Origin of the sequence: Pacificoceanicola algae (assembly GCF_049341065.1) — a bacterium.
GTDB lineage: Bacteria > Pseudomonadota > Alphaproteobacteria > Rhodobacterales > Rhodobacteraceae > Pacificoceanicola.
Window position 1 is genome coordinate 275,449 of sequence record NZ_JBMPIX010000002.1, and the last position, 21,719, is coordinate 297,167.

Sequence of the window (21,719 nt, forward strand, 5' to 3'; positions counted from 1 at the left end):
TGTCTCACATTGCTGCCTGTGCAACAAGAGGACAACGCTAACGAGGTGCCAAAATGATCCGTCCCGAAGTTTCTTTCGAATTCTTCCCGCCCCGCAACATCGAGGCGACCTTTCGCCTGTGGGATACGGTTCAGGTGCTTGCGCCGCTGGACCCGCGCTTTGTTTCCGTGACCTACGGCGCTGGCGGCACGACCCGAGATCTGACCCGCGATGCGGTCTCGGCGCTGCACAAACATTCGGGCCTGCGCACCGCTGCGCACCTGACCTGCGTAAACGCCACCCGTGAGGAAACCCTTGGGATCGCAAGTGAATTCGCAGCGGCAGGCGTGACTGACATCGTTGCCCTGCGCGGCGATCCGCCCAAGGGTTCCACTGGCTTCGAAGCCCATCCCGAAGGCTTTGCCCACTCTGTCGAACTGATCGAGGCGCTTGCCGAGACAGGCGATTTCACCATCCGCGTCGGCGCCTATCCAGATCGTCATCCCGAAGCCGTCAGCGCCCAGGCCGATATCGATTGGCTCAAGCGCAAGATCGACGCGGGTGCCGCCGAAGCCCTGACCCAATTCTTCTTTGAAGCCGAAACCTTTTTCCGCTTCCGCGACGCCTGCGTGAAAGCGGGCATCGACGCGCCGATCATCCCCGGCATCCTGCCGATCGAAAACTGGAAAGGCGCGCGCCGCTTTGCCGAGAACTGCGGCACCCACATCCCGACATGGGTCCACGAAGCCTTTGAAAAGGCCGAGCGTGACGGCCGCGAAGACCTGCTTGCCACCGCCATCTGCACCGAGTTGTGCAGCGATCTGATCGACGGCGGCGTCGACAAGCTGCATTTCTATACGCTGAACCGCCCGGAACTGACGCGCGACGTCTGCTTTGCCCTTGGCGTCACCCCCGAGGTGAAGCTGGAGCACGTCGCCTGATCGCGCACAAACCTGCGCCTTTTATCAATCAAGCTTCCCCCCGCGCCGGTAAGACTGGCGCGGGGTCTTTTTTTGCCACGCCGCAGGGATCACTGTCAGAGGCGGAAATTTTGCGGGCTCAGGCCTGCTTGGAACCAGCTGACCAGTGTGACCATGGAGACACACGGCAAGCCAGTGGCCTTGGTGATGTCCGCCGCATAGGGGCACATGTTCGTGCACTCAAGAACGATGGCCCCCAGATCGGGATGCGCCGCTTGCAGATCCAATGCCGCCTGCACATTGTCCTGCCGCGCGAGATCGACATTCAGTTGCCATTCATTGCCCAAGATCGCCCGCGTGAATTCACGCCCGCCTTCGGTGGTGCCGATCGGAGTGCCTTGGGGCACGCGGGCACCGGTCAGGTGGGCTTCGGTCAGCGTGGAGGCTGAAATCGTCAACACCCCTGCCCGTCTGCCATGCGGCAAGATCCGGTTCACCATCTCGACCTGGCACAGCGACGAGGTCAGCACCGGCACCGGCAAGGCCCGCGCCAGCTCGTCCTGAAAGATCGACAGAAACCCGCAGTTGGTGGTGATCCCGTCCACACCATCGGCGACCAGATCGCGCGCCGCGTCGATAAACGCAGGCAGCATCCCCTGCGCGCCGCCGCGCACCACCCGGTCCGGCGAGGCATCGCGCACGATTCGGTAAAGCACCGGAAAATCCCATGTTTCGGCATTCCCCATATCGCCCGGAATGCGCGGGAATCGGGCATCCAGCATCAAGATGCCAACCGCGGCCCCATAGATCGACTTGCCCCCGGTCGCGACCCAATCCCCTTTGCCCATGCCAACCTCTCTTGCAATTCGGCGTCATTGCCCCGCACTCTGCACCCGAAACCGACCTGTGCAAAGGGGACAACGATGGGCGACAGCAACCAGATGAACGGCGCCGAGGCCATGGTCCGCATGCTGGAGGCGCAGGGCGTGACGCATATCTTTGGCCTGTGCGGCGACACCACCCTGCCGTTTTATGACGCGATGTTGCAGCTGGATCATGGCATCACCCATGTGTTGACCCGCGATGAACGTTGCGCCGCCTATATGGCCGATGGCTATTCCCGCGTGACAGGCCGCGTCGGGGTCTGCGAAGGCCCATCCGGGGGCGGCGCGACTTATATCCTGCCCGGCCTGATTGAAGCCAACGAAAGTTCTTACGCTGTGCTGGCGATCACCACCGACATCTCGGTCGGCAGCTATGGCAAATTCCCCCTGACCGAGGTCGATCAAGAGGCGTTGATGCGCCCGCTGACCAAGTACAACACCGTCATCAAACAGGCCGCGCATATCCCGCGCATGGTGCGTGCCGCTTTCCGCGCCATGACGTCCGGGCGCGCCGGGGCGGCACATCTGGGGCTGCCCTATGACATCCAGTATGACGCGGTCGAGGCGACGGACGTCTGGGGCGATCTCAGCTTTGCCAGCTACCCGGCCCATCCCACCGCGCCAGATCCGGCACAGGTCGAGGCGGCGGTGGCGGCAATCCTTTCGGCACAAAATCCCCTGATCGTTTGCGGCGGCGGCGTGATCATTTCGGGCGGATGCGAGGATCTCGCCCGGATCGCCGCGCGGCTGGACATCGCCGTGGCGACATCGATTTCCGGCAAGGGATCGCTGTCGGACGATCATCCGCAAAGCCTTGGCGTCGTGGGGTCGAACGGCGGCACCGATGAGACTTGGGAGATGATGCAAGAGGCCGATCTGGTGGTCTTCATGGGGTGCCGAGCAGGGTCGACCACCACATCGCGCTGGACCGCGCCGAAACCCGGCGCCCGCGTTGTGCATTTTGACAATGATCCGATGACGATAGGGGCGAATTATCGGACCGAGGTGGGCGTGATCGGCGATTTGCGGCTGGCCCTGAGCCAGATGAACGCTGTACTGGACGGACTGGACGACTTGCCCGGCTTTGGCGGCGCGGCCCGCGTCGCTGACATCAAGGCCCGTAAATTCGCGCGGTTCCAAACCCTTGCAACCAGCGCCGCGACCCCCATTCGCCCCGAGCGGATCATCGACACGCTCAATCGCCTGCTGCCCGAAGCCTCGGTTGTGGTCAGCGATCCCGGCACCTCTTGCCCTTATTACAACGCCTTTGGCTTCCGCCCCCAAGCCGGGCGGCACTATATCACCAACCGCGCGCATGGCGCGCTTGGCTATGCCATCGGCGCCTCGATCGGCGCGTGGTTCGGGCGCCCCGAGTCAAAGGTCGTTGCGCTGATGGGGGACGGCTCGTTCGGGTTCAGTTGCGGCGAACTGGAAACGGCGGTGCGTTACAACGTGCCGGTGACCTTCATCGTGCTGTCCAACGCCAGCTTTGGCTGGATCAAGGCCAGCCAGAAAGACGACAAGGACGCGCGATATTACAACGTCGATTTTGGCCGCACCGACAACGCCAAGGTCGCCGAGGGGTTTGGCGTCACGTCATGGCGGGTCGAGACCCCGGCGGATCTGGACCGCGTCATGGCCAAAGCTCTTGCGCACGAAGGGCCAACGCTGATTGACATTATCACCCAACCGCTGGAACAGAGCGCCGCGCCTGTGATGCGTTGGATGGGGTAATCAGACGCATCGCCCGAAGCTGCGGCAAAGGCTCCGGGGCGGCCTCTGGCCAGATCACGGGCTGGGCCCAAGTCTCTATGGCAGGTCGGTTTCCGGAGCGGCAATGGTCGCCAGTTCGGCCAACAGCATTTCAAGAAAGGCCTCACCGACGGCTGACAAAGGCCGCGCGCGCGAGGTGATCACGCACATGTCCATCAGGATGCGCGGCCGGAAGGGGCGAGAAACAACCCCGCCTTCGCCGTCGTAATCCAGCGCGAAAGGGTCCAGCAAAGCAACGCCCATACCTTCTTTGACAAAGCTCAGAAGGTTGCGGAACAGGTGCGAATGAACCCTAGCATGCAACATCGCGCCCGCCGCCTGAAAAGCCTCGCGGGTGCGGCGGTGGGTCATGTGTTCCGGCCCCATGACGATGAAGGGTACTCCATCCAGAAGTGCGGGTGTCAGCACATCGTGCCGGGCCAGCGGATGGCCTTCGGGCAGGGCCAACAGTGTTTCAAAGTAGAACGGATAGACGTTGAAGGCATCCTGCATCAGCGGGCGTTCGCAAATGCCGATCTCGAACAGGCCAGAGGCCACCCATTCCTGAATTTTCGTCGAATATTGTGATTGGAACGAGATCGCCATGTCGGGCCGCGTCTGGGCAAAGCGGGCAATCAGGCGCGGCATGAACCCAAAGGAAATCGAGTGTTGCGAGGCCACCTGCAACTGACCCGCCTGCTTGTTTTGCAGGTCGGTGACGGCCTGCGCCACATGGTCCAGCCCGCGCACAACGGTTTCCACCTCGCGAAACAGGATCTCGGCCTCGGGGGTGGGGATCAATCGCCCGCGCTGACGTTCGAACAGGCGAAAGCGAACTTCGCGTTCGAGTTGCGCCAGCAGGTTCGACAGACCGGGCTGCGAGATACCCAATTGGGCAGCCGCAGCAGTGACTGTGCCGGTCTCGATGATGGCATGAAAGGCCTGAAGTTGGCGAAAACGCAGGGACATAAACCCAAGTCATAAGTTTAGATGATGGGGGATGCAAATATTAGTATTTGAAATGATGGATTGCGCTTGGCAGGGTCGTAATTGGATTTGGGGGATGAAAAAGCGTGCTGGATCAAAAGATCGTCGCAATGGATTTGTGGCCGCTTGCCTTACCTGTGGTGTCGCGCCGCGATCATGGCATCGGCTCGGTCTCGGGCAGCGTCGAGGTGATCGTTGTGCGGCTGCGGGCCGAAGGCGGCGCCGAAGGCTGGGGCGAGGCCAGCCCTTGGGTCGTCTTCACCGGCTCGCCCGAGGCAAGTTTCGCCGCGCTGGATCGCTATCTGCGCCCCTTGGTTCTGGGCCGCCGGGTGGCGGATCGGGCGGCGATCATGGCCGATGCAGCGCGCGCCGTCGCCAATTGCCCCGAAGCCAAGGCCGCGCTGGACACCGCGCTTCTGGACCTGACCGGACAGATTTCGGGATTGCCCGTCTGGGCCCTGCTGGGCGGTCTGGCGCAGGCGCGTTTGCCGTTGTCGGTTTCCATCGCCGATCCGGATTTCGACGCCGACCTTGAACTGATGGCCCGGTTGCGCGCCGAGGGCGTCGGGATCATCAAGCTCAAGGCCGGGTTTGCCGGCCATGCCTTTGACATCAAGCGCCTTGAGAAAATCGCGCAGGATTTCCCGGAGTTCCGTGTCCGGGTGGATTTCAACCAAGGCCTTACGCCGGACGAAGCCGAACGCCGCGTGCGCGACGTCGCCAGCTTTGCGCCCGACTTCATCGAACAACCCGTTGCGGCGCATCAGTTCACGCTCATGGCAAGGCTGAGGGACTGCATCGACGTGCCGCTGCTGGCTGACGAGTCGGTCTTTGGCCCCGAGGACATGACCCGCGCCGCACGCGAGGGGATTTGCGACGGGGTCTCGATCAAGATCATGAAGGCGGGCAGCCTTGGCCGCGCCCAGACTGTGGCGCGCATGGCCGCAGCCAATGGGCTGAGCGCCTATGGCGGCGACATGTTCGAAACCGGGCTCGCGCATCTGGCGGGCGCCCATATGATTGCGGCCACCCCGGAAATCACGCTGGGGTGCGAGTTCTATCAGGCGCGCTATTACTTGCAAGACGACCTGCTCAGCGCGCCCTTCCCAATCGAGAACGGCCATGTCATCCTGCCGCAATCACCCGGTCTGGGGATTGCGCCGGATCTGGAAAAACTAAACCATTTCAAAGACAAGAGGGCCGCATGAGCGCCACACCCAAGACCATCGCCATTGTCGGCGCAGGGATTGTCGGAGTCTCCACCGCGATATGGCTGCAACGCGACGGGCACAAGGTCATCCTGATCGACAGGCTGGCCCCCGGCGAAGGCGCCAGCCATGGCAATGGCGGGGTGTTGGCCAGTTGCTCGGTCGTTCCGGTCACCGGCCCCGGTCTTTTGAGAAAGGCGCCGGGGATGCTGCTTGATCCGCGGCAGCCGTTATTCTTGAAATGGGGCTATCTACCCAAGCTGGCGCCTTGGTTGGTCAAATACCTGCGCCACGCCAACGCCAGCGACACGCGCCGCATTGCCACCGCCCTGACCGGGATCATCGGCGACAGTCTGGCCGACCATCAGGCGTTGAGCGCGGGCACCGGGGCCGAAGGCTATGTGGTGCCGGCCGACTACGTTTATCTCTACAAGGATCGCGCGGCCTTTGAAGCGGACAGCTTTGGCTGGGGTTTGCGCCGCGATCTGGGGTTTCGCTGGGACGAAATGAACGGCGAAGAGTGGCGCGCCTATGACTCCTCATTTTCCGAGCAAATCGGATTTGCCGCGCGTTTGGGCAATCACGGACGGATCAGCGACCCCGGCGCTTATGTCAAGACACTCGCGCGCCACGTCGAGGCGCAGGGCGGCCAGATCATCCGCGCCGAAGCCTCGGGGTTGGCGCAAGAGGGCGGCGTCGTGACCGGCGTCCGCGCGGGCGGCGAACTGATTGCCTGCGATGCGGCGGTGCTGGTAATGGGCGCATGGTCAAAGGGTTTGGCTGACATGCTGGGGCTGGACGTTCCTTTGGAGAGCGAACGCGGCTATCATCTGGAACTTTGGGAGCCTTCGGTCATGCCGCGCGCGCCCGTCATGGTGGCCAGCGGCAAATTCGTGGCGACCCCGATGGACGGGCGGTTGCGGCTGGCGGGCATTCTGGAATTCGGTGGGCTAAAGGCTGGCCCCTCGAAAGCGCCCTTTGATCTGCTGCGCCGAAACATCAAGACCGCCATGCCCGGCCTGACCTGGAAACACGAGGTTGAATGGATGGGCCACCGCCCTGCCCCGGCGGACTCAATCCCGTTGATCGGCGCAGTGCCGGGCGCCAAGGGCGCGTTCCTTGGCTTTGGCCACCATCATGTGGGACTGACGGGCGGCCCGAAAACCGGGCGCCTCTTGGCGCAACTGATCGCCGGGCGCACACCTAATGTTGACGTGACCCCCTATTCTCCGTCACGCTTCACCAAGACTGCATAAGAATTCCCCGGATCAACCGGGGGAGTGACTTCAACCACCACCAACAGGGAAGTGAAAATAATGAAGAAACTGACCAAATTCCTCGCCGCGACCGCGCTGACGACTGTCGCTGCCACGGCCGCCATGGCGGACAAGTGGGACATGCCGCTGGCCTATTCCGCCTCCAACTTCCATTCCGAAAACGCAGCGCAATTTGCGGCCTGCGTCGGTGAAAAGACCGGCGGCGCGACCGAAATCGTCACCCACCCCTCAGGCTCTTTGTTTGCGGGCAACGACATCAAGCGCGCTGTCCAGACCGGGCAGGCCCCGATTGGTGAGCGTCTGATTTCCGCACACCAGAACGAAAACCCGCTGTTCGGCATCGACAGCATTCCGTTCCTTGCGACCTCGTTCGACGACCACGAAAAGCTGTGGAAGGTCGCCGGGCCGAAGATCGCCGAAGTGCTGGCCGATCAGAACCTTGTCTACCTCTATTCCGTGCCCTGGCCGCCGCAGGGCCTGTACTTCAAGAAGCCGATCGAATCCGTGGCCGACATGAAGGGCATCAAGTTCCGCAGCTATTCCAGCGCAACCGCCCGCATGGCCGAGTTGACCGGCATGCTGCCGGTGCAGGTCGAGGCGGCGGAATTGAGCCAAGCTCTGGCGACCGGCGTGGCCGAGTCGTTCATTTCTTCGGGCGCAACCGGCTATGACCGCAAGGTCTGGGAACACCTGACCCACTTCTACGAGGTCGACGCCTGGCTGCCGCGCAATATCGTCTTTGCCAACAAGGACGCATGGGACGCACTGGATGACGCCACCAAGACAGCCATGACCGATTGCGCCGCCGAGGCCAAGACGCGCGGCCTTCAGATGTCCAAGGACTACACCCAGTTCACGCTGGACGGCCTGAAGGAAGGCGGCATGACGGTTGGCCGCGCTGGCGACAAGCTGGTCGGCGAGCTGAAAGCGATTGGCGAGACCATGACCGCTGAGTGGCTGGAAAGCGCAGGCGACGACGGCAAGGCCATTGTCGACGCCTACAAAGCGATGGAGTGATCGCACTCTGGCGGGCCAGTCCGATCTGGCCCGCCCCCTATCTGGACAGGACGAGATATGGAATTTGAAGCGTTTCGCGAAAGCGAGCGTATGGGGTGGAATGCGCGCGCCCGAGGGTATGACACAGCAACCGCAGGGGCGACCCTGCAATCCATTCCGATGCTTTTGCACATGGCACGGCTGCGATCCGGGGCACGGCTGCTCGATATGGGATGCGGACCGGGATATCTGGCCGGCGCGGCCGCAGCGCTTGGCGGTGTCTGCACGGGGATCGACTTTGCCGAAGACATGGTGACAGAGGCGCAGGCGCGCTTTCCCGGCGTGACATTTCACGGCGGCGACGCCGAGGCGCTGAGCTTTGACGACGCCAGCTTTGACATTGTCGCCAGCAATATCGTGTTGTTCCATTTGGCCAACCCCGAAAAGGCCATGGCCGAAGCCGCGAGGGTTCTGCGCCCCGGCGGGGTGTTTGTTTTCAGCCAGTGGCTGGGCCCGGACCAGTCCGACCTATACCGTGAACTGCAAAGCGTGCTGCGCGAACATGCGGATGTGACGCTGGGCGATGCGGCCCCCGATGCCTATGCGCTGTCTGAACCCGCAACCGCGCGCGCCGCCCTTGAAGCTGCCGGTTTCGAGGCTGTCGAAAGCCGCGTCGTGCATAACATTCTGGGCGCGGCGGACGAGGATTTCTTTGACTTTTTCATGCGGTTTGGCGTGCGCGTGCCGCTGATCGTTCAGGCGCAGGCGCCGTCAGTCCAAACCGCAATCCGCGAAGCAATGAACGAGCGCATGGAGGCCTACCGCACAGCGCGTGGCATCGAGGTGCCCATGCCCAGCATTCTTTATTCAGGACAAAAACCATGACCGCCATACGCCGCACGCTTGATACGCTTTATACCGCCGGGGGCGTCATTGCCGCCCTCTTTACCGTGCTGATCCTGCTGATCATCGTTGCCCAGATGGTGGCGCGCTGGACTGGGCAGGTCTTTCCCGGCGCCACGGATTACGCGGGCTATTGCATGGCCGGTGCGTCGTTCTTTGCCTTTGCCTATGCGTTGAACCACGGCACCCATATCCGCGTCAGCATCGCGCTGAATGCCATGGGCCGGTTCCGCCGCTGGGGCGAGACATTTTGCTTTGCGGTTGGCGCGGCGACGACCACCTTCCTTGCCCGCTATGCCATCAAGGTCACGCAGGAAAGCTACAAGTTCAAGGACGTCAGCCAAGGGCAGGACGCCACCCCCCTGTGGATCCCGCAGGTACTGATGGCTGTCGGCGCGGTGCTGCTGGCCATTGCCTTCTGGGACAACCTCATTCGCCTTCTCGCTACCGGCGGGACCAATGTCCGCGAGGACCTCGTCGATCAGTCACACGCGGAGTAAGGCGACATGGAACAATTTGCACCGATCCTCATCTTTCTGTTCGTTCTCTTTGCCTTGCTCGGCTCTGGCGTCTGGGTCGGCCTTGCGCTGATGGGGGTCGCCTGGGTGGGGATGGAGCTGTTCACCGTTCGCCCGGCGGGCGACGCGATGATCACGGTGATCTGGCGCTCTTCCTCGAGCTGGACATTGACGGCCCTGCCGCTGTTCATCTGGATGGGCGAAATCCTGTACCGAACGCGATTGTCCGAGGATATGTTTCGCGGCCTTTCGCCGTGGATGGCGCGCCTGCCCGGCGGGCTGGTCCATACAAATATCGTTGGTTGCACGGTGTTCGCCGCAGTCTCGGGGTCCAGCGCCGCGACCCTGACCACCGTCGGCAAGATGTCCATCCCGGAACTGCGCAAACGCAATTACCCCGAGCACATGGTCATCGGCACGCTGGCCGGGGCGGCGACGCTTGGCCTGATGATCCCGCCGTCGCTGACGCTGATCGTCTATGGTGTGACCATCAACGAAAGCATCACCAAGCTGTTCTTTGCCGGCATCCTGCCCGGACTTGTTCTGGCGCTGATGTTCATGGCCTACGTGGCGGTCTATTCCTTCACCTCGAAGAATTGGCAGCCCAATGCCGAGCCGCCCATGACCTTTATGGAAAAGGTCCAGAACTCGCGCTTTCTGATCCCGGTGATGCTGCTGATCATTGTCGTGATCGGCTCGATGTACATGGGCTATGCCACCGCAACCGAGGCCGCTGCCTTTGGCGTGATCGGTGCACTGCTGCTGGCCGCCTCCCAAGGCTCGCTCAACTGGTCGACCTTCAGCGAAAGCCTGATGGGCGCGGTGCGCACCAGCGCCATGATTGCACTGATCCTGTCGGGCGCATCCTTCCTGTCGCTGTCGATGGGCTTTACCGGGTTGCCGCGCGGGTTGGCCGATCTGATTGCCTCGTGGGATTTGTCGAAATTCCAACTGCTCATGGCGCTGTTGGTTTTCTACATCATCCTTGGCTGCTTTCTTGACGGCATCTCGAGCGTGGTGCTGACCATGGCCGTGGTCGAGCCGATGATCCGCGAGGCCGGGATCGACCTGATCTGGTTCGGCATCTTCATCGTGGTGGTCGTGGAAATGGCACAGATCACTCCGCCCATCGGGTTCAACCTGTTTGTGTTGCAGGGCATGACCGAACACCAGATGGGCTTTATCGCCCGCGCCGCGATCCCGATGTTCCTGATCATGGTGGTCATGGTCTTTGTGCTGATCCTCTTTCCGGATCTGGCGACGTGGCTGCCCGACAACATCCGACAGAGGCCCGTGTGAGTGATCCCCTGCGCGCTGCGGCGCGCCACGGCCAATGGGTGCTGATTGCAGGGCTGGTCTTCGGACTGGCCCTGCCCTCGTTTGCAGGTCTGCTGCGTCCCCACCTGCCGCTGATGGTCGTTGGCCTGCTTTTCGTCTCGCTGTTGCGTATGTCCTCGGTGGCCCTGTTGTCGTCCCTGACCGAGCTGCCGCGTGTCGCGCCAACCGCGCTGATCCTGCAACTGGGTTTGCCCATTGGGGTCATCGCCATCGCCCGCGTGACGGGCACGGCGACGACCCCGGTGGCCATGGCGTTGATGCTGGTGGCCTCAGCGCCGTCTATCGTCGGCAGCCCCAATATCGCAATGATCATGGGCACGGCGCCCGACCACGCCCTGCGGCTGATGGTGGCCGGTACGGTTCTGCTGCCGCTGACCGTCCTGCCGATCTTTGCGCTCTCGCCGGTTCTGGAGGGCGCGGGTCAGGTTGCCGCCGCCGCCCTGCGCCTGCTGGTGACGATTGCCCTGACTGGCGCGGCCGCCATGGCCATCCGTCGCCTGTTGTTTCCGCGCCCCTCGCCCGCCACCGAGGAACGCCTGCAAGGTGCCTCGGCCATCGCGCTGGCTGTCTTTGTCGTCGCGTTGATGCCCGCCGTGGCAAGCCTTGCACAGGCCTCTCTGGCGCAATTGGCCTTCTGGATCGCCGTGGCCTTTGCCGCGAATTTCGGTGCGCAGATCGTCACTTGGCGCTTGACCCAAGGCCAACCACGCGACCGTGCGCTGCCCCTGTCGCTGATCGCCGGGAACCGCAACATCGCGCTTTTCCTTGTCTCGCTTCCGCCTGAAAGCACCGCCCAGATCCTGCCTTTTGTCGGCTGCTACCAACTGCCGATGTATCTGACACCGCTTCTGATGCGGCGCATGTATACCTAACTAAAACTAAACAAACACATTAGCAAAACTCAATTGTCCCATCCCCCACGCAAGGTAGAACAGATCTATCACTGCGAGGGAGGGATCTATGCCAGACCAAAACCCACATCACGGCTCGAACATGAGCCTGGAGCGCCGCGCTTGGGCGATCCGCCGACACGCGCTGCGCATGGGCGAAGTTCAGGGCCAGGGATACATCGGACAAGCGCTTGGCGTCGCCGATGTGCTGGCGGTGTCCTACTTCCACGCCACGACCTACCGCCCGGAAGATCCGAACTGGGAAGGGCGTGACCGCTTTTACCTGTCGATTGGCCACTATGCCATCGCGCTGTATGCCGCGATGATCGAGGCCGGGATCCTGCCCGAGGATGAGATCGAAACCTACGGCATGGACGACAGCCGCATGCCGATGTCGGGCATGGCCAGCTACACCCCGGGGATGGAGATCACCGGCGGCTCGCTTGGTCACGGTCTTGGCATCGCTGTCGGCGCCGCCATGGGCCTGAAGCGCAAGAACAACCCCGCCTTTGTCTACAACCTGATGAGTGACGGCGAACTTGGCGAAGGCTCCACCTGGGAGGCGGTCATGTCCGCCGCCCAGCACAAGCTTGGCAACCTGATCTGTGTCGTCGATTTCAACAACCAGCAAGCTGATGGCCCGACCCGAGACGCGCTTGCCACCACCCCTGAAGCGCCAAAATGGCAGGCCTTTGGCTGGCACGCCCAAGAGGTGGACGGCAACGACCTTCCCGCCGTCGTCGCGGCCTTTGACGCCGCGCGCGCCCTGACCACCGATCAGCCGCGCGTGATCATCTGTAACACCAAGATGTGCAAAGGCGTGCCCTTTCTCGAAGCGCGTGAGAGCAATCACTTTGTCCGCGTCGATTCCGATGAATGGGCCAAGGCCATCGCCCACCTCGATCAGGAGATGCCGCAATGAATGACGTCCCCTTCGGCCCCAATTCGCGCCGCAAGTCCAAATACGCAACCCGCCGCGCGCCGGACACGAAACTGGCAACCTCAGCCATGATCGCCTCTCTCGATGCCGAGGGACGCGGGACCATCTCGGCCCCCTTTGGCGCGGCCCTTTGCGAATTGGCCGCCGAGCGCAGTGACATCGTCGGCCTGTCGGCGGACTTGTCGAAATACACGGACATGCATGTTTTTTCGGCCAAATATCCTGATCGTTTCTACCAGATGGGCATGGCGGAACAGGTGCTCTTCTCGGCCGCCGCAGGGCTGGCGCGCGAAGGGTTCACGCCTTTCGCCACCACCTACGCTGTCTTTGCATCGCGCCGCGCCTATGACTTCATCTGCATGGCGATTGCCGAGGAAAACCTGCCAGTCAAGATTGCCTGCGCCCTGCCCGGCCTGACCACCGGCTACGGCCCGTCGCATCAGGCCACCGAAGATCTGGCGATTTTTCGCGGCATGCCGAACCTGACCATCGTCGACCCCTGCGACGCGGTGGAAACGGTGCAAGCGACCAAGGCGCTGGCTGCCACGCCCGGCCCCACCTACATGCGCCTGCTGCGCGGCAATGTCCCGGATGTCTTGGGCGAATACGGCTATCAGTTTGAACTGGGCAAGGCAAAAACCCTGCGAGATGGCAATGATGTGCTCTTTATCTCGTCCGGGTTCATGACCATGCGCGCGCTCGACGCCGCCAAGGCGCTGGCCTCCGATGGCGTCGATTGCGCCGTGCTGCACGTCCCAACGATCAAGCCTCTGGACGAAGCCACGATCCGCGCCGAGGCCGCCAAGACCGGCCGCCTGATCGTCACCGCCGAAAACCACACAATCGTCGGAGGCCTTGGTGAGGCGGTCGGCGCATCGCTGATGCGCGCAGGGGTGCAGGCCCGGTTCCGGCAGATTGCCCTTCCGGACGAATTTCTTGACGCGGGCGCGCTGCCCACGTTGCACGACCAATATGGATTGTCCGTGCCGCGCATTGCGGCCCGCGTGAAGGAGTGGCTGGATGAATGAGACCTGTCTGATCGGCCTTGGCGCCATGGGTATGGGGATGGCCCGCAACATCCTGAAGGCTGGGATCGCCCTGCGCGGCTTTGATCTGTCGGAGCCAGCACGGGCGCAGCTGGTAGCTGAGGGCGGCACCACCGCCGAAACCGCCGCCGAAGCGGCCACTGGCTGCGATCTGCTGGTCCTGATGGTGGTCAACGCCGAACAGGCGCGGGCCGCGATCTTTGCCAGCGGCGTGGCTCAGGCGCTGACGCCCGGCGCCACCATCATGGTCTGCTCGACCATCGCCCCCGAGGACGCCCGCGCCCTTGCCGCAGATATCGATGCGGCGGGCCATATCATGCTCGATGCCCCCGTGTCGGGTGGTCAGGTTGGCGCCGAGGCGGGCACCCTGACGTTGATGACCTCGGGCTCCGAGACCGCCTATAGCCGCGCCGATGCGGTGCTGGGCGCCATCGCTGGCAAGGTTCACCGACTTGGTGATGCCCCCGGTCTGGGTGCCACCTACAAGGTTGTGCACCAGCTGGCCGCCGGGGTGCATCTGGTCGCCGCCGCCGAAGTCATGGCGCTGGGGGCCCGCGCGGGCTGTGATCCGGAAAAGCTGTTCGAGATCGTCAGCACCAGTGCCGGTCAAAGCTGGATGTTCGAGGACCGCGTGCCGCGCATTCTGGCAGGCGAGACCGCGCCGACCTCGACGGTCGATATCTTTGTCAAAGACCTTGGACTGGTGCTTCAGACCGGTCGCGATTGCGCCACGCCGCTGCCCCTGTCCGCCGCCGCGCACCAGATGATGCTGGCGGCCAGCGCCATGGGCTATGGCCGGCTGGACGATTCCTGCGTGATCCGCGCCTACGAGGCGCTCACCGGCTATGGCACAAAATCCCCCGAAGGAGAGTAAAACGATGCTTTTGAAGAACAAAACCGCCATCATCACTGGCGGTGCCAGCCCGCGCGGGTTGGGCAAGGCAACCGCGAAACTGTATGCCGAAAATGGCTGCCGCGTGGCGATCCTTGATCTTGACGCAGATCAGGCCGCCGCGGCCGCAGCTGATCTGCCGGGCAGCGGCCACATTGGCCTTGCCTGCAACGTCACCGACAAAGCCGCCTGCCAGTCCGCCGCCGATGAGGTCATCAAGCAGTTCGGTCAGGTCGATATCGTGGTGAACAACGCCGGGATCACACAGCCGCTCAAGCTGATGGGGATCGAGCCCGAGAACTATGACGCGGTCCTTGACGTGAACCTGCGCGGCACCCTGTATATGTCGCAGGCCGTCATCCCGCACATGCGCGAGCGCAAGACCGGCGCCTTCGTGAACATCTCTTCTGTTTCGGCGCAGCGCGGTGGCGGGATCTTTGGCGGGCCGCATTATTCGGCGGCCAAGGCGGGCATTCTTGGCCTGACCAAGGCCATGGCGCGCGAACTGGCGCCCGATGGCATCCGCGCCAATGCCGTTTGTCCGGGGTTCATTGCCACGGACATCACCGGCGGTATGCTGACCGATGAGATGATGACCCAGATCCTTGAGGGCATCCCCATGGGCCGCGCCGGTGAAGCATCGGACGTGGCCGGCTGCTGCCTGTTCCTTGCCTCTGACCTTGCGGCCTATGTCACCGGGTCCGAAGTCGACGTGAACGGCGGCTCGCTCATCCATTGATGCCGGGCGCGCCCTTTTCGAAAGGGGCGCGCTTTAACCTTCGGCGCCCGCCACCAACCAGTCGCCTGCGCTGACGGTTTCGACCGTCAGAGCATGCCCCGCGATGATCCGGCCAAGCGTTTTCTCGTGTCCGGCGGCCTCGCCCTCGAGCCAGGTCAGAAACAAGCGGACGGCGCGGCGTGACAAGTTACGCTCGGGGCACAGCGCCCAATAGGCCGGAAAGCGGATCACCGGCAGATGCGGCGTGACCGGCACCAGATGCCCGGCCTCGACCTCGGGCGCGGCAAGGGCAAGCGATTCAAGGCAGACCCCTGCCCCGTCCAGCGCCAGTTGCAGCGCCATCGAAGAACGATCCATCAGGATCGTCTTGCGATTTGCAACGGTCTTGATTCCCATGCGCCACAGCCAAAGATCCCACTGGCACAACGCTCGTGCGCTGTCGATCAGGCGCGCGGCATCCAGACGGGCTTCGGGCGCCTCGGGCAAAGCGGCCAGATAAGCAGGGCTGCACAGCGGCAGCACCAGATCGTCCAGAACCGCGCGTTCGGGGTAGCCTTGCCAGCCGCCCGCGCCATAGCGGATGTCCAGATCCATGATTTCGCGCTCGAAATCCGATGGATCGGGGGCTGCGTCGACGCGCAGATCCCAGTCGGGATGCCGGGCGACAAAGCCGGACAGGCGCGGACCAAGCCACCGCACCCCGAAACTGGGGGTGACGCGCAGGTTCAGCCGTCGCGAATCGCGGCTTTGGCCAAGATGCGCCTGCGCATCGCGCAACATGCGGATCGCGGCGGAACTGGCTTGGAAAAGCTGCTCGCCCTCAAGCGTCAGGCGCAGGGCGCGACCTTGGCGGCGAAACAGTTTGACGCCCATCTGCTCTTCGAGCTGGCGAATCTGCTGGCTTACCGCCGAGGGCGAAACCGACAGTTCTTCAGCGGCCCGGCTCAGAGAGCCGCGCCGCGCCACGCATTCGAAATGCAAAAAAGCGTTGAGGCTGGGGGGACGGGCCATGGGAAGACAGGAAACGGAATTTCGGGCCGAAACCCCGTTCCCCAATGTCGCGCCTTACGTGGCGGCGACCGTTACCTGACGCTGACGACCAAGGCCTTCGACCTCGACCTCCATCACGTCGCCGGGTTTCAGGAACCGCTGCGGCTTCATGCCCATGCCAACGCCGGACGGCGTGCCCGTGGCGATGATATCGCCCGGTTGCAGCTCCATGAACTGGCTCATGTAGCTGACGATTTCACGCACGGAGAAGATCATGTCCGAGGTGTTGCTGTCCTGAACCGTCTCGCCGTTCAGATCGAGGCTGACGCGCAGGTTTTGCGGGTCGCCAACCTCGTCCGCCGTGACAAGGTAGGGACCGGTGGGGCCGAATGTCGGTGCGGATTTGCCCTTGATCCACTGGCCCAGCTTTTCGATCTGGAATTCACGCTCCGAGACGTCGTTGATCGTGCAATAGCCCGCGACATGGTCCAGAGCGTCCTCTTCACTGACGTAGGACGCGGTCTTGCCGATCACCACGCCAAGCTCGACTTCCCAATCGCCCTTGGTGGATTTGCGCGGGATGATGACATCGTCAAAGGGGCCGGAAAGCGCCGAGGACGCTTTGGAGAACAGCACCGGTTCGGTCGGAGCATCCATGCCGCTTTCCTTGGCGTGCAGGGCGTAGTTCAGACCAACGCAAAAGAAGTTGGGGACCGACGCAAGGCAGGACCCGACGCGGCCCGGTTCTTCGACGACGGGAAGGCTGCTGACGTCGATGGCGCGAATGGCGTCCAGCGCTTCGAGCGACACCGCGGCCCCGGCAAAGTCATCGACTTTCCCCGAAAGGTCACGCACCTTGCCGTCGCTGTCCAGAATGCCGGGCTTTTCCTGTCCCTTTGGGCCAAAACGCAGTAGTTTCATGGGGGTGTCTTTCCTCTTGTCAGTTATACCGCTGTCAGGCGGCGGGTTCATGTGGCGATTCCGGGGGCAGCTCGGTCTGCCCAATCTGGAAATATTCCTGCACGTTGATCAGCAAATGTTCCAGATGGCTGTGCAAGGCCAGCTTGACCCGTTCGGGATCGCGCGCTTGCAGACCTTCCACGATATCCGTGTGCTGCCGCAAGACCCGATCGCGCGAGCGTTTGCGGGTCGCCGACAGATAACGCGCGCGCCAGAGACGGGCCAGAATGGATCGGTGGGTTTCGATCAAAACCGGATTGTTCGCGGCCCGGACGATTGCCAGATGGAACTCCATATCCAACTCAAACACATCCAACATGTCGATATCGTCATAGAGCGACGCCATGCGGTTCTGGATTTCGGCGATTTCCTCGATCTGCTCGTCCAGCGCGCGTTCGCAAGCCAATTCGCCCGAAAGCATTTCAAGAACGGTCAGCACCTCGATGTTGTCCGCCACTTCGCGAAGGGTCGGTTGCGCCACGACGGGGCTGCGCGCAGGGCGGAGAATCACCAGCCCTTCCTTCGCGAGAATCCGAATCGCTTCGCGCATAGGCGTCCGGCTGACCCCCATTTCCGCGGCATTGTCGCGTTCTTTTACTTGTGCACCGGGCGCGAGTTTCCCGCGTAGGATGTCCCGGCGGAGTTGATTCGCGATCTGTTCCGGTAACGTTTCTTCCGGCATTTGGCGGCCTTTTGACTATTGTTCTGCGTGGTTTCGCCGCGTTCGCCCGCCCCCGAAAGGACGGCCTCCCATACCTAAAATTTGGTATACCAAAAATCCTTGCCTGTCGACATTGGTTTGGTTAGCGTGGACCGGCAAGATGGTATACCATCTGAAACCGGTGGGGTGCCCCCCTGCCAAAATCGAAAATCCGGACAGCTTGAGGAGGCTGTCCATGGGGAGGAAAACATGAAGCTCAAGACTCTTTTGAAATCCGCGGCCGTCGCAGCCGTTGCAGTGACCGGCACCGCCGCGTTCGCTCAGGACGTAACGCTGCGCATCCAGACGCACTATGCAACCGAGCATCCCACCGGCAAGATGCTGGCCCAGTGGATCGACGACGTGCAGACCATGTCCGGCGGCGAGATCGCCGTCGAGATGTTCTACAGCTCGTCCGTGGTTGCCACGACCGAAACCTTTGACGCCGCAATCAACGGCATTCTGGACTGCGACGCCACCGGCGGTGCCTACCAGACCGGCAAGAACCCGGCTTTCCAGTTCGTCGGCGACATCATGGGTGGCTATGACACGCCCTGGCAGCAGTACTCCTGGTTGTACTACGGTGGTGGCTATGACGCCGCTCAGGAACTGTACAACGCCCAGAACATGCAGCTGATCGGCTGGTCCATCTATGGTCAGGAATCGCTGTCGTCCTCCAAGCCGCTGGCCGGCTTCGAAGACCTGAAGGGCTGGAAATTCCGTTCGCCTCCGGGCATGGAAACCGAGATCTTCGAAGGTATGGGCGCATCGCCCATCGTGATGGACTTCACCGAGATCTTCACAGCGCTTGAAACTGGCATCATCGACGGTGCTGACGCTTCGGGTCTGGCCAACAACGTCGGCCTGGGTCTGTATGACATCGTCAAGCATGCCACCTACCCCGGCTTCCACTCGATGCCGTCGGACCACCTGGCCTGTAACCTGGACGTCTGGAACGGCCTGAGCGAAAAGCAGCGTCGCATCATCGACACCGCGTGGCAGAAACTGTCCTTCCAGATCGCACTGTCGAACGAAAAGGCCAATGCCGAAGCCGCCGCCAAACTGCAAGCAGAGGGCGTGACGCTTTATGCATGGTCGCCAGAGGACCGCGCCGAGTTCCGCAAGGCCGCTCAGGTTGCATGGGAAGACTGGGGCACCCGTTCGCCCGAAGCTGCCGCCCTGCTGGAAAGCCACAAGACATACCTTTCGCAGCTTGGCCTGATCAGCAACTGATCTTTCGGGCCTGATAACAAGCCAAGAAACTGGCTTCTGGCGGGCCCCTACTTCAGGGGCTCGCCATTTTTTCAACTCCGCAAGGCAGGGGGAGGAGGCTGAAAATGCAAGATAACAGCCTATGGTTAGGGTCGCTCAGACGACCGGTAAAGATGGCGATGATCGGTTTCGCAGGACTGACAGCGCTTTTGTACGCCTGGCTCGTGATCAACAAGATAATCGATCACGAAGCAATCGGCATGCACGAGATGATCCGCCCGGCGGGCCGACCTTTGGTCACGGTGTCGCTGATCTCAATCATTGCGACGCTGCTGTTTGCATCGTTGTATCTGTCCGACACGAAGGGCGTGATTGAGTCGAAACCTCAGGGGTTCTTTGACACGCTGTCTTTGGTGACGTCGCGACTTGCGATGATTTCAATCGCCCTGATCGTGCTTGTCATGTTCTACGAAGTCGTCTCGCGCTATGTCTTTTCCAGGCCGACGCTTTGGGCAAACGAATTGTCGCTTTGGATCGCGGCCTTCCTTTTCCTGTTTGCCGGGCAATACGCCATGCAGCAGCGCAGTCACATCCGCATCTATATCATCTACGACCTGATGCCGCGTTGGATGCAAAAGACGGCGGACTGTATTTCGGTCGGCCTGATCTGCATCTTTACCTTTGCCCTTGTCTGGGGCGGTTATAACGACGCTCTGCGCCGGATGCTGCGGATGGAAACCTTTGGCACCGCGTGGGATCCACCCATTCCGGGCACTGTGAAGCCCGCCATTTTGTTCATCATCGTATTGGTGACCGTTCAGGCGATATCAAACCTGATTGCAGACTGGCACAAAGAGCCCGAGCATCATTCTGCCGCTGACGATATCGACGAAACCGAGATCGAAAACATCCGCCGCACCCTGGAGGAAAAAAAGTAATGGTCGATATCGGCACACTCTCACTTATCCTGTTGCTGGGCATGTTCGCATTGCTCGCCATCGGGATGCCTCTGGGCTTTGCCTCGGCCTTCCTCGCGGTGGTCACGCTGGTCCTGAAGTTCGACGTCGACATCCTGTTCCGGACCTTCGGACAGGGACCATTGTCCGTGCTTGGACAGGCGGTCTATCGCCAGATGACCAACTACGTCCTGATCTCTGTGCCATTGTTCATCTTCATGGCCGCGCTGCTGGAACGATCCGGCATTGCGCGGGACATGTATTCCTCGCTGAACCAATGGCTGTCCCGCGTGCGCGGCGGCATCGCCTTCGTGACCTCGATCATGGCCGTCATCATGGCCGCCATGTCGGGCATCATCGGCGGCGAAGTGGTTCTGCTGGGCCTGATCGCCCTGCCCCAGATGTTGCGTCTGAAGTATGACCAGAACCTTGCCATTGGCACGATCTGCGCCTCGGGCAGCCTTGGGACGATGATCCCGCCCTCGATCGTTCTGATCTTCTATGGCCTTGTCACGGAAACCTCGATCAAGGCGCTGTTCACCGCGTCCTTCCTGCCCGGGTTCATGCTGGCCTCGTTCTTCATCATCTACATCTATGTACGCACCCGGATAAACCCTGACCTTGCTCCGCTGCCGCCCGAGGATCCGAACGATCCCCAGGGGCGCGAAAAGGGCCTGATGTTCCTTGGCTTCGTGTCGCGCTTTGGCATGTGGATCGTCGGTGTGCTGATCTTCCGGAACCTGTTCTTCACGGTTCTGGGGCAGAACGTGGTGACCGAAGGTGTCGATCCGATCTTTCTTGGGATGGTGTCTGATCTGCCCTGGCTGATCGGGATATTCGTGCTGTTTGCCGTGACCATTTTCTTTGTGGTCGGCAAAGAGCGCACCGCCCAAGGCTGGGTGATGGGCAAAGGCCTGATCGCCCCGACCGTGGTGATCGGCGTTGTTCTTGGCTCGATCTATGGCGGCATCACAGGCATCACCGAAGCGGCCGGGATGGGCGTTGTGGCGGTCTTCGTCATCGGCGCCATCCGTCGCGAGATGACCTTTGACATCGTCTGGGACAGCCTGATGCGGACGCTGAAATCGACCGGCACCATCATCTGGGTGACCATCGGTGCGGCGGCGCTGGCGGCGGCCTATACGCTGGCAGGCGGTCCGACCTACGTGGCCAACATGATCGTGGGCGCAGACATGCCAACGATGGGCGTGATCTTTGTCATGATGTTCATCTTCCTGATCATGGGGATGTTCATGGACTGGGTTGGCATCGTGCTGTTGATCATGCCGGTGTTCCTGCCGATCGTGGTCAAACTGCCAGCCGAAGAGATTGGCTACCTTGGCCATATCGATGCGCGCTATATCCCGATCTGGTACGGTGTGGTGTTCTGTATGAACATGCAGGTCAGCTTCCTGTCACCGCCCTTTGGCCCTGCCGCCTTCTACCTGAAATCGGTGGCACCTCCGCATATCTCGCTTACGGATATCTTCCGCGGCTTCCTGCCCTTCATCGCGATCCAGTTGCTCGCGCTGTCGGTGCTGCTGATATGGCCGCCGATCATCACGATCTTCCTCTGATCAGAGGCACGACCGGGGCGGCGTTCTGTCCGCCCCGGTTCCTACGACAAAGTTT

The 21,719-nt window shown here is 62.0% G+C and carries 21 protein-coding genes; 16 read left to right on the top strand and 5 right to left on the bottom strand.

What is annotated here, in order from left to right:
• The first annotated feature begins 53 nt into the window (after positions 1-53).
• Positions 54-920 carry a methylenetetrahydrofolate reductase [NAD(P)H] gene (metF, locus tag ACOYQJ_RS03890; protein WP_422904690.1) on the top strand — a complete coding sequence of 289 codons (867 nt, stop codon included), beginning with the start codon at positions 54-56 and terminating at the stop codon, positions 918-920.
• Positions 921-1,015: 95 nt separating this feature from the next.
• Here the strand turns inward: metF and ACOYQJ_RS03895 are convergent, their stop codons facing one another.
• Positions 1,016-1,747 (bottom strand): aspartate/glutamate racemase family protein, encoded by a 732-nt coding sequence (locus ACOYQJ_RS03895; RefSeq protein ID WP_422904691.1) that lies wholly within the window; start codon positions 1,745-1,747, stop codon positions 1,016-1,018.
• A gap of 75 nt (positions 1,748-1,822) precedes the next feature.
• Between ACOYQJ_RS03895 and ACOYQJ_RS03900 the strand changes: the two genes are divergently transcribed.
• Entirely contained in the window at positions 1,823-3,517 is a 1,695-nt protein-coding gene (locus ACOYQJ_RS03900) for a thiamine pyrophosphate-binding protein (protein WP_422904692.1), read from the top strand.
• A 75-nt stretch (positions 3,518-3,592) separates the two neighbouring features.
• On the opposite strand, the gene ACOYQJ_RS03905 is transcribed toward ACOYQJ_RS03900, so the two are convergent.
• The gene (locus tag ACOYQJ_RS03905; RefSeq protein ID WP_422904693.1) at positions 3,593-4,504 is read right to left on the bottom strand and encodes a LysR family transcriptional regulator; all 912 of its coding nucleotides are present in this window, start codon (positions 4,502-4,504) and stop codon (positions 3,593-3,595) included.
• 104 nt (positions 4,505-4,608) lie between these two features.
• On the opposite strand from ACOYQJ_RS03905, the gene ACOYQJ_RS03910 reads away from it, so the two are divergent.
• The 11 genes from ACOYQJ_RS03910 to ACOYQJ_RS03960 all read left to right on the top strand — a co-directional run bounded on the left by ACOYQJ_RS03910 (position 4,609) and on the right by ACOYQJ_RS03960 (position 15,269).
• Complete coding sequence (locus ACOYQJ_RS03910) at positions 4,609-5,730, top strand: enolase C-terminal domain-like protein (RefSeq protein ID WP_422904694.1); 1,122 nt, start codon at positions 4,609-4,611, stop codon at positions 5,728-5,730.
• Positions 5,727-6,986, top strand: coding sequence for an NAD(P)/FAD-dependent oxidoreductase (locus ACOYQJ_RS03915; RefSeq protein WP_422904695.1), 1,260 nt, complete (start codon positions 5,727-5,729; stop codon positions 6,984-6,986). Before ACOYQJ_RS03910 ends, ACOYQJ_RS03915 begins: the two co-directional genes overlap by 4 nt.
• 60 nt (positions 6,987-7,046) lie before the next feature.
• Entirely contained in the window at positions 7,047-8,024 is a 978-nt protein-coding gene (locus ACOYQJ_RS03920) for a TRAP transporter substrate-binding protein (protein ID WP_422904696.1), read from the top strand.
• A 57-nt stretch (positions 8,025-8,081) separates the two neighbouring features.
• Positions 8,082-8,888, top strand: a complete 807-nt coding sequence (locus ACOYQJ_RS03925; protein WP_422904697.1) for a class I SAM-dependent methyltransferase — start codon at positions 8,082-8,084, stop codon at positions 8,886-8,888.
• On the top strand, positions 8,885-9,406 hold the full coding sequence (locus ACOYQJ_RS03930) for a TRAP transporter small permease (protein ID WP_422904698.1): 522 nt from the start codon (positions 8,885-8,887) through the stop codon (positions 9,404-9,406). The genes ACOYQJ_RS03925 and ACOYQJ_RS03930 overlap by 4 nt, the downstream gene beginning before the upstream one ends.
• A 6-nt stretch (positions 9,407-9,412) precedes the next feature.
• Entirely contained in the window at positions 9,413-10,723 is a 1,311-nt protein-coding gene (locus ACOYQJ_RS03935) for a TRAP transporter large permease (protein ID WP_422904699.1), read from the top strand.
• Positions 10,720-11,634: a hypothetical protein gene (locus ACOYQJ_RS03940; protein ID WP_422904700.1), complete on the top strand. Its 915-nt coding sequence runs from the start codon at positions 10,720-10,722 to the stop codon at positions 11,632-11,634. The genes ACOYQJ_RS03935 and ACOYQJ_RS03940 overlap by 4 nt, the downstream gene beginning before the upstream one ends.
• A gap of 88 nt (positions 11,635-11,722) precedes the next feature.
• Positions 11,723-12,574 carry a transketolase gene (locus tag ACOYQJ_RS03945; protein WP_422904701.1) on the top strand — a complete coding sequence of 284 codons (852 nt, stop codon included), beginning with the start codon at positions 11,723-11,725 and terminating at the stop codon, positions 12,572-12,574.
• Positions 12,571-13,620 carry a transketolase family protein gene (locus ACOYQJ_RS03950; RefSeq protein WP_422904702.1) on the top strand — a complete coding sequence of 350 codons (1,050 nt, stop codon included), beginning with the start codon at positions 12,571-12,573 and terminating at the stop codon, positions 13,618-13,620. The genes ACOYQJ_RS03945 and ACOYQJ_RS03950 overlap by 4 nt, the downstream gene beginning before the upstream one ends.
• Positions 13,613-14,512 (top strand): L-threonate dehydrogenase, encoded by a 900-nt coding sequence (gene ltnD / locus ACOYQJ_RS03955; protein ID WP_422904703.1) that lies wholly within the window; start codon positions 13,613-13,615, stop codon positions 14,510-14,512. The genes ACOYQJ_RS03950 and ltnD overlap by 8 nt, the downstream gene beginning before the upstream one ends.
• Before the next feature lie 4 nt (positions 14,513-14,516).
• Complete coding sequence (locus tag ACOYQJ_RS03960; protein WP_422904704.1) at positions 14,517-15,269, top strand: SDR family NAD(P)-dependent oxidoreductase; 753 nt, start codon at positions 14,517-14,519, stop codon at positions 15,267-15,269.
• A 33-nt stretch (positions 15,270-15,302) separates the two neighbouring features.
• On the opposite strand, the gene ACOYQJ_RS03965 is transcribed toward ACOYQJ_RS03960, so the two are convergent.
• The 3 genes from ACOYQJ_RS03965 to ACOYQJ_RS03975 are packed head-to-tail and all read right to left on the bottom strand — an operon-like array spanning position 15,303 to position 17,901.
• Positions 15,303-16,280, bottom strand: coding sequence for a LysR family transcriptional regulator (locus tag ACOYQJ_RS03965; protein ID WP_422904705.1), 978 nt, complete (start codon positions 16,278-16,280; stop codon positions 15,303-15,305).
• A 54-nt stretch (positions 16,281-16,334) separates the two neighbouring features.
• A complete protein-coding gene (locus tag ACOYQJ_RS03970; protein ID WP_422904706.1) occupies positions 16,335-17,180 on the bottom strand; it encodes a fumarylacetoacetate hydrolase family protein in 846 nt (281 codons plus the stop codon).
• A gap of 34 nt (positions 17,181-17,214) precedes the next feature.
• A complete protein-coding gene (locus ACOYQJ_RS03975) occupies positions 17,215-17,901 on the bottom strand; it encodes a GntR family transcriptional regulator (protein WP_422904707.1) in 687 nt (228 codons plus the stop codon).
• A gap of 228 nt (positions 17,902-18,129) precedes the next feature.
• On the opposite strand from ACOYQJ_RS03975, the gene ACOYQJ_RS03980 reads away from it, so the two are divergent.
• The 3 genes from ACOYQJ_RS03980 to ACOYQJ_RS03990 all read left to right on the top strand — a co-directional run bounded on the left by ACOYQJ_RS03980 (position 18,130) and on the right by ACOYQJ_RS03990 (position 21,664).
• On the top strand, positions 18,130-19,152 hold the full coding sequence (locus tag ACOYQJ_RS03980; protein WP_422904708.1) for a TRAP transporter substrate-binding protein: 1,023 nt from the start codon (positions 18,130-18,132) through the stop codon (positions 19,150-19,152).
• Between the two features lie 104 nt (positions 19,153-19,256).
• The gene (locus tag ACOYQJ_RS03985; protein WP_422904709.1) at positions 19,257-20,069 is read left to right on the top strand and encodes a TRAP transporter small permease subunit; all 813 of its coding nucleotides are present in this window, start codon (positions 19,257-19,259) and stop codon (positions 20,067-20,069) included.
• Entirely contained in the window at positions 20,069-21,664 is a 1,596-nt protein-coding gene (locus tag ACOYQJ_RS03990; protein WP_422904710.1) for a TRAP transporter large permease, read from the top strand. The genes ACOYQJ_RS03985 and ACOYQJ_RS03990 overlap by 1 nt, the downstream gene beginning before the upstream one ends.
• Positions 21,665-21,719 lie beyond the last annotated feature (55 nt).

What these genes read in the sequence shown, in the direction of transcription:
- metF (WP_422904690.1), top strand. Translation starts at nt 54, where the DNA reads ATGATCCGTCCCGAAGTTTCTTTCGAATTCTTCCCGCCCCGCAACATC.
- ACOYQJ_RS03895 (WP_422904691.1), bottom strand. Translation starts at nt 1,747, where the DNA reads ATGGGCAAAGGGGATTGGGTCGCGACCGGGGGCAAGTCGATCTATGGG.
- ACOYQJ_RS03900 (WP_422904692.1), top strand. Translation starts at nt 1,823, where the DNA reads ATGGGCGACAGCAACCAGATGAACGGCGCCGAGGCCATGGTCCGCATG.
- ACOYQJ_RS03905 (WP_422904693.1), bottom strand. Translation starts at nt 4,504, where the DNA reads ATGTCCCTGCGTTTTCGCCAACTTCAGGCCTTTCATGCCATCATCGAG.
- ACOYQJ_RS03915 (WP_422904695.1), top strand. Translation starts at nt 5,727, where the DNA reads ATGAGCGCCACACCCAAGACCATCGCCATTGTCGGCGCAGGGATTGTC.
- ACOYQJ_RS03920 (WP_422904696.1), top strand. Translation starts at nt 7,047, where the DNA reads ATGAAGAAACTGACCAAATTCCTCGCCGCGACCGCGCTGACGACTGTC.
- ACOYQJ_RS03925 (WP_422904697.1), top strand. Translation starts at nt 8,082, where the DNA reads ATGGAATTTGAAGCGTTTCGCGAAAGCGAGCGTATGGGGTGGAATGCG.
- ACOYQJ_RS03930 (WP_422904698.1), top strand. Translation starts at nt 8,885, where the DNA reads ATGACCGCCATACGCCGCACGCTTGATACGCTTTATACCGCCGGGGGC.
- ACOYQJ_RS03935 (WP_422904699.1), top strand. Translation starts at nt 9,413, where the DNA reads ATGGAACAATTTGCACCGATCCTCATCTTTCTGTTCGTTCTCTTTGCC.
- ACOYQJ_RS03945 (WP_422904701.1), top strand. Translation starts at nt 11,723, where the DNA reads ATGCCAGACCAAAACCCACATCACGGCTCGAACATGAGCCTGGAGCGC.
- ACOYQJ_RS03950 (WP_422904702.1), top strand. Translation starts at nt 12,571, where the DNA reads ATGAATGACGTCCCCTTCGGCCCCAATTCGCGCCGCAAGTCCAAATAC.
- ltnD (WP_422904703.1), top strand. Translation starts at nt 13,613, where the DNA reads ATGAATGAGACCTGTCTGATCGGCCTTGGCGCCATGGGTATGGGGATG.
- ACOYQJ_RS03960 (WP_422904704.1), top strand. Translation starts at nt 14,517, where the DNA reads ATGCTTTTGAAGAACAAAACCGCCATCATCACTGGCGGTGCCAGCCCG.
- ACOYQJ_RS03965 (WP_422904705.1), bottom strand. Translation starts at nt 16,280, where the DNA reads ATGGCCCGTCCCCCCAGCCTCAACGCTTTTTTGCATTTCGAATGCGTG.
- ACOYQJ_RS03970 (WP_422904706.1), bottom strand. Translation starts at nt 17,180, where the DNA reads ATGAAACTACTGCGTTTTGGCCCAAAGGGACAGGAAAAGCCCGGCATT.
- ACOYQJ_RS03975 (WP_422904707.1), bottom strand. Translation starts at nt 17,901, where the DNA reads ATGCCGGAAGAAACGTTACCGGAACAGATCGCGAATCAACTCCGCCGG.
- ACOYQJ_RS03980 (WP_422904708.1), top strand. Translation starts at nt 18,130, where the DNA reads ATGAAGCTCAAGACTCTTTTGAAATCCGCGGCCGTCGCAGCCGTTGCA.
- ACOYQJ_RS03985 (WP_422904709.1), top strand. Translation starts at nt 19,257, where the DNA reads ATGCAAGATAACAGCCTATGGTTAGGGTCGCTCAGACGACCGGTAAAG.
- ACOYQJ_RS03990 (WP_422904710.1), top strand. Translation starts at nt 20,069, where the DNA reads ATGGTCGATATCGGCACACTCTCACTTATCCTGTTGCTGGGCATGTTC.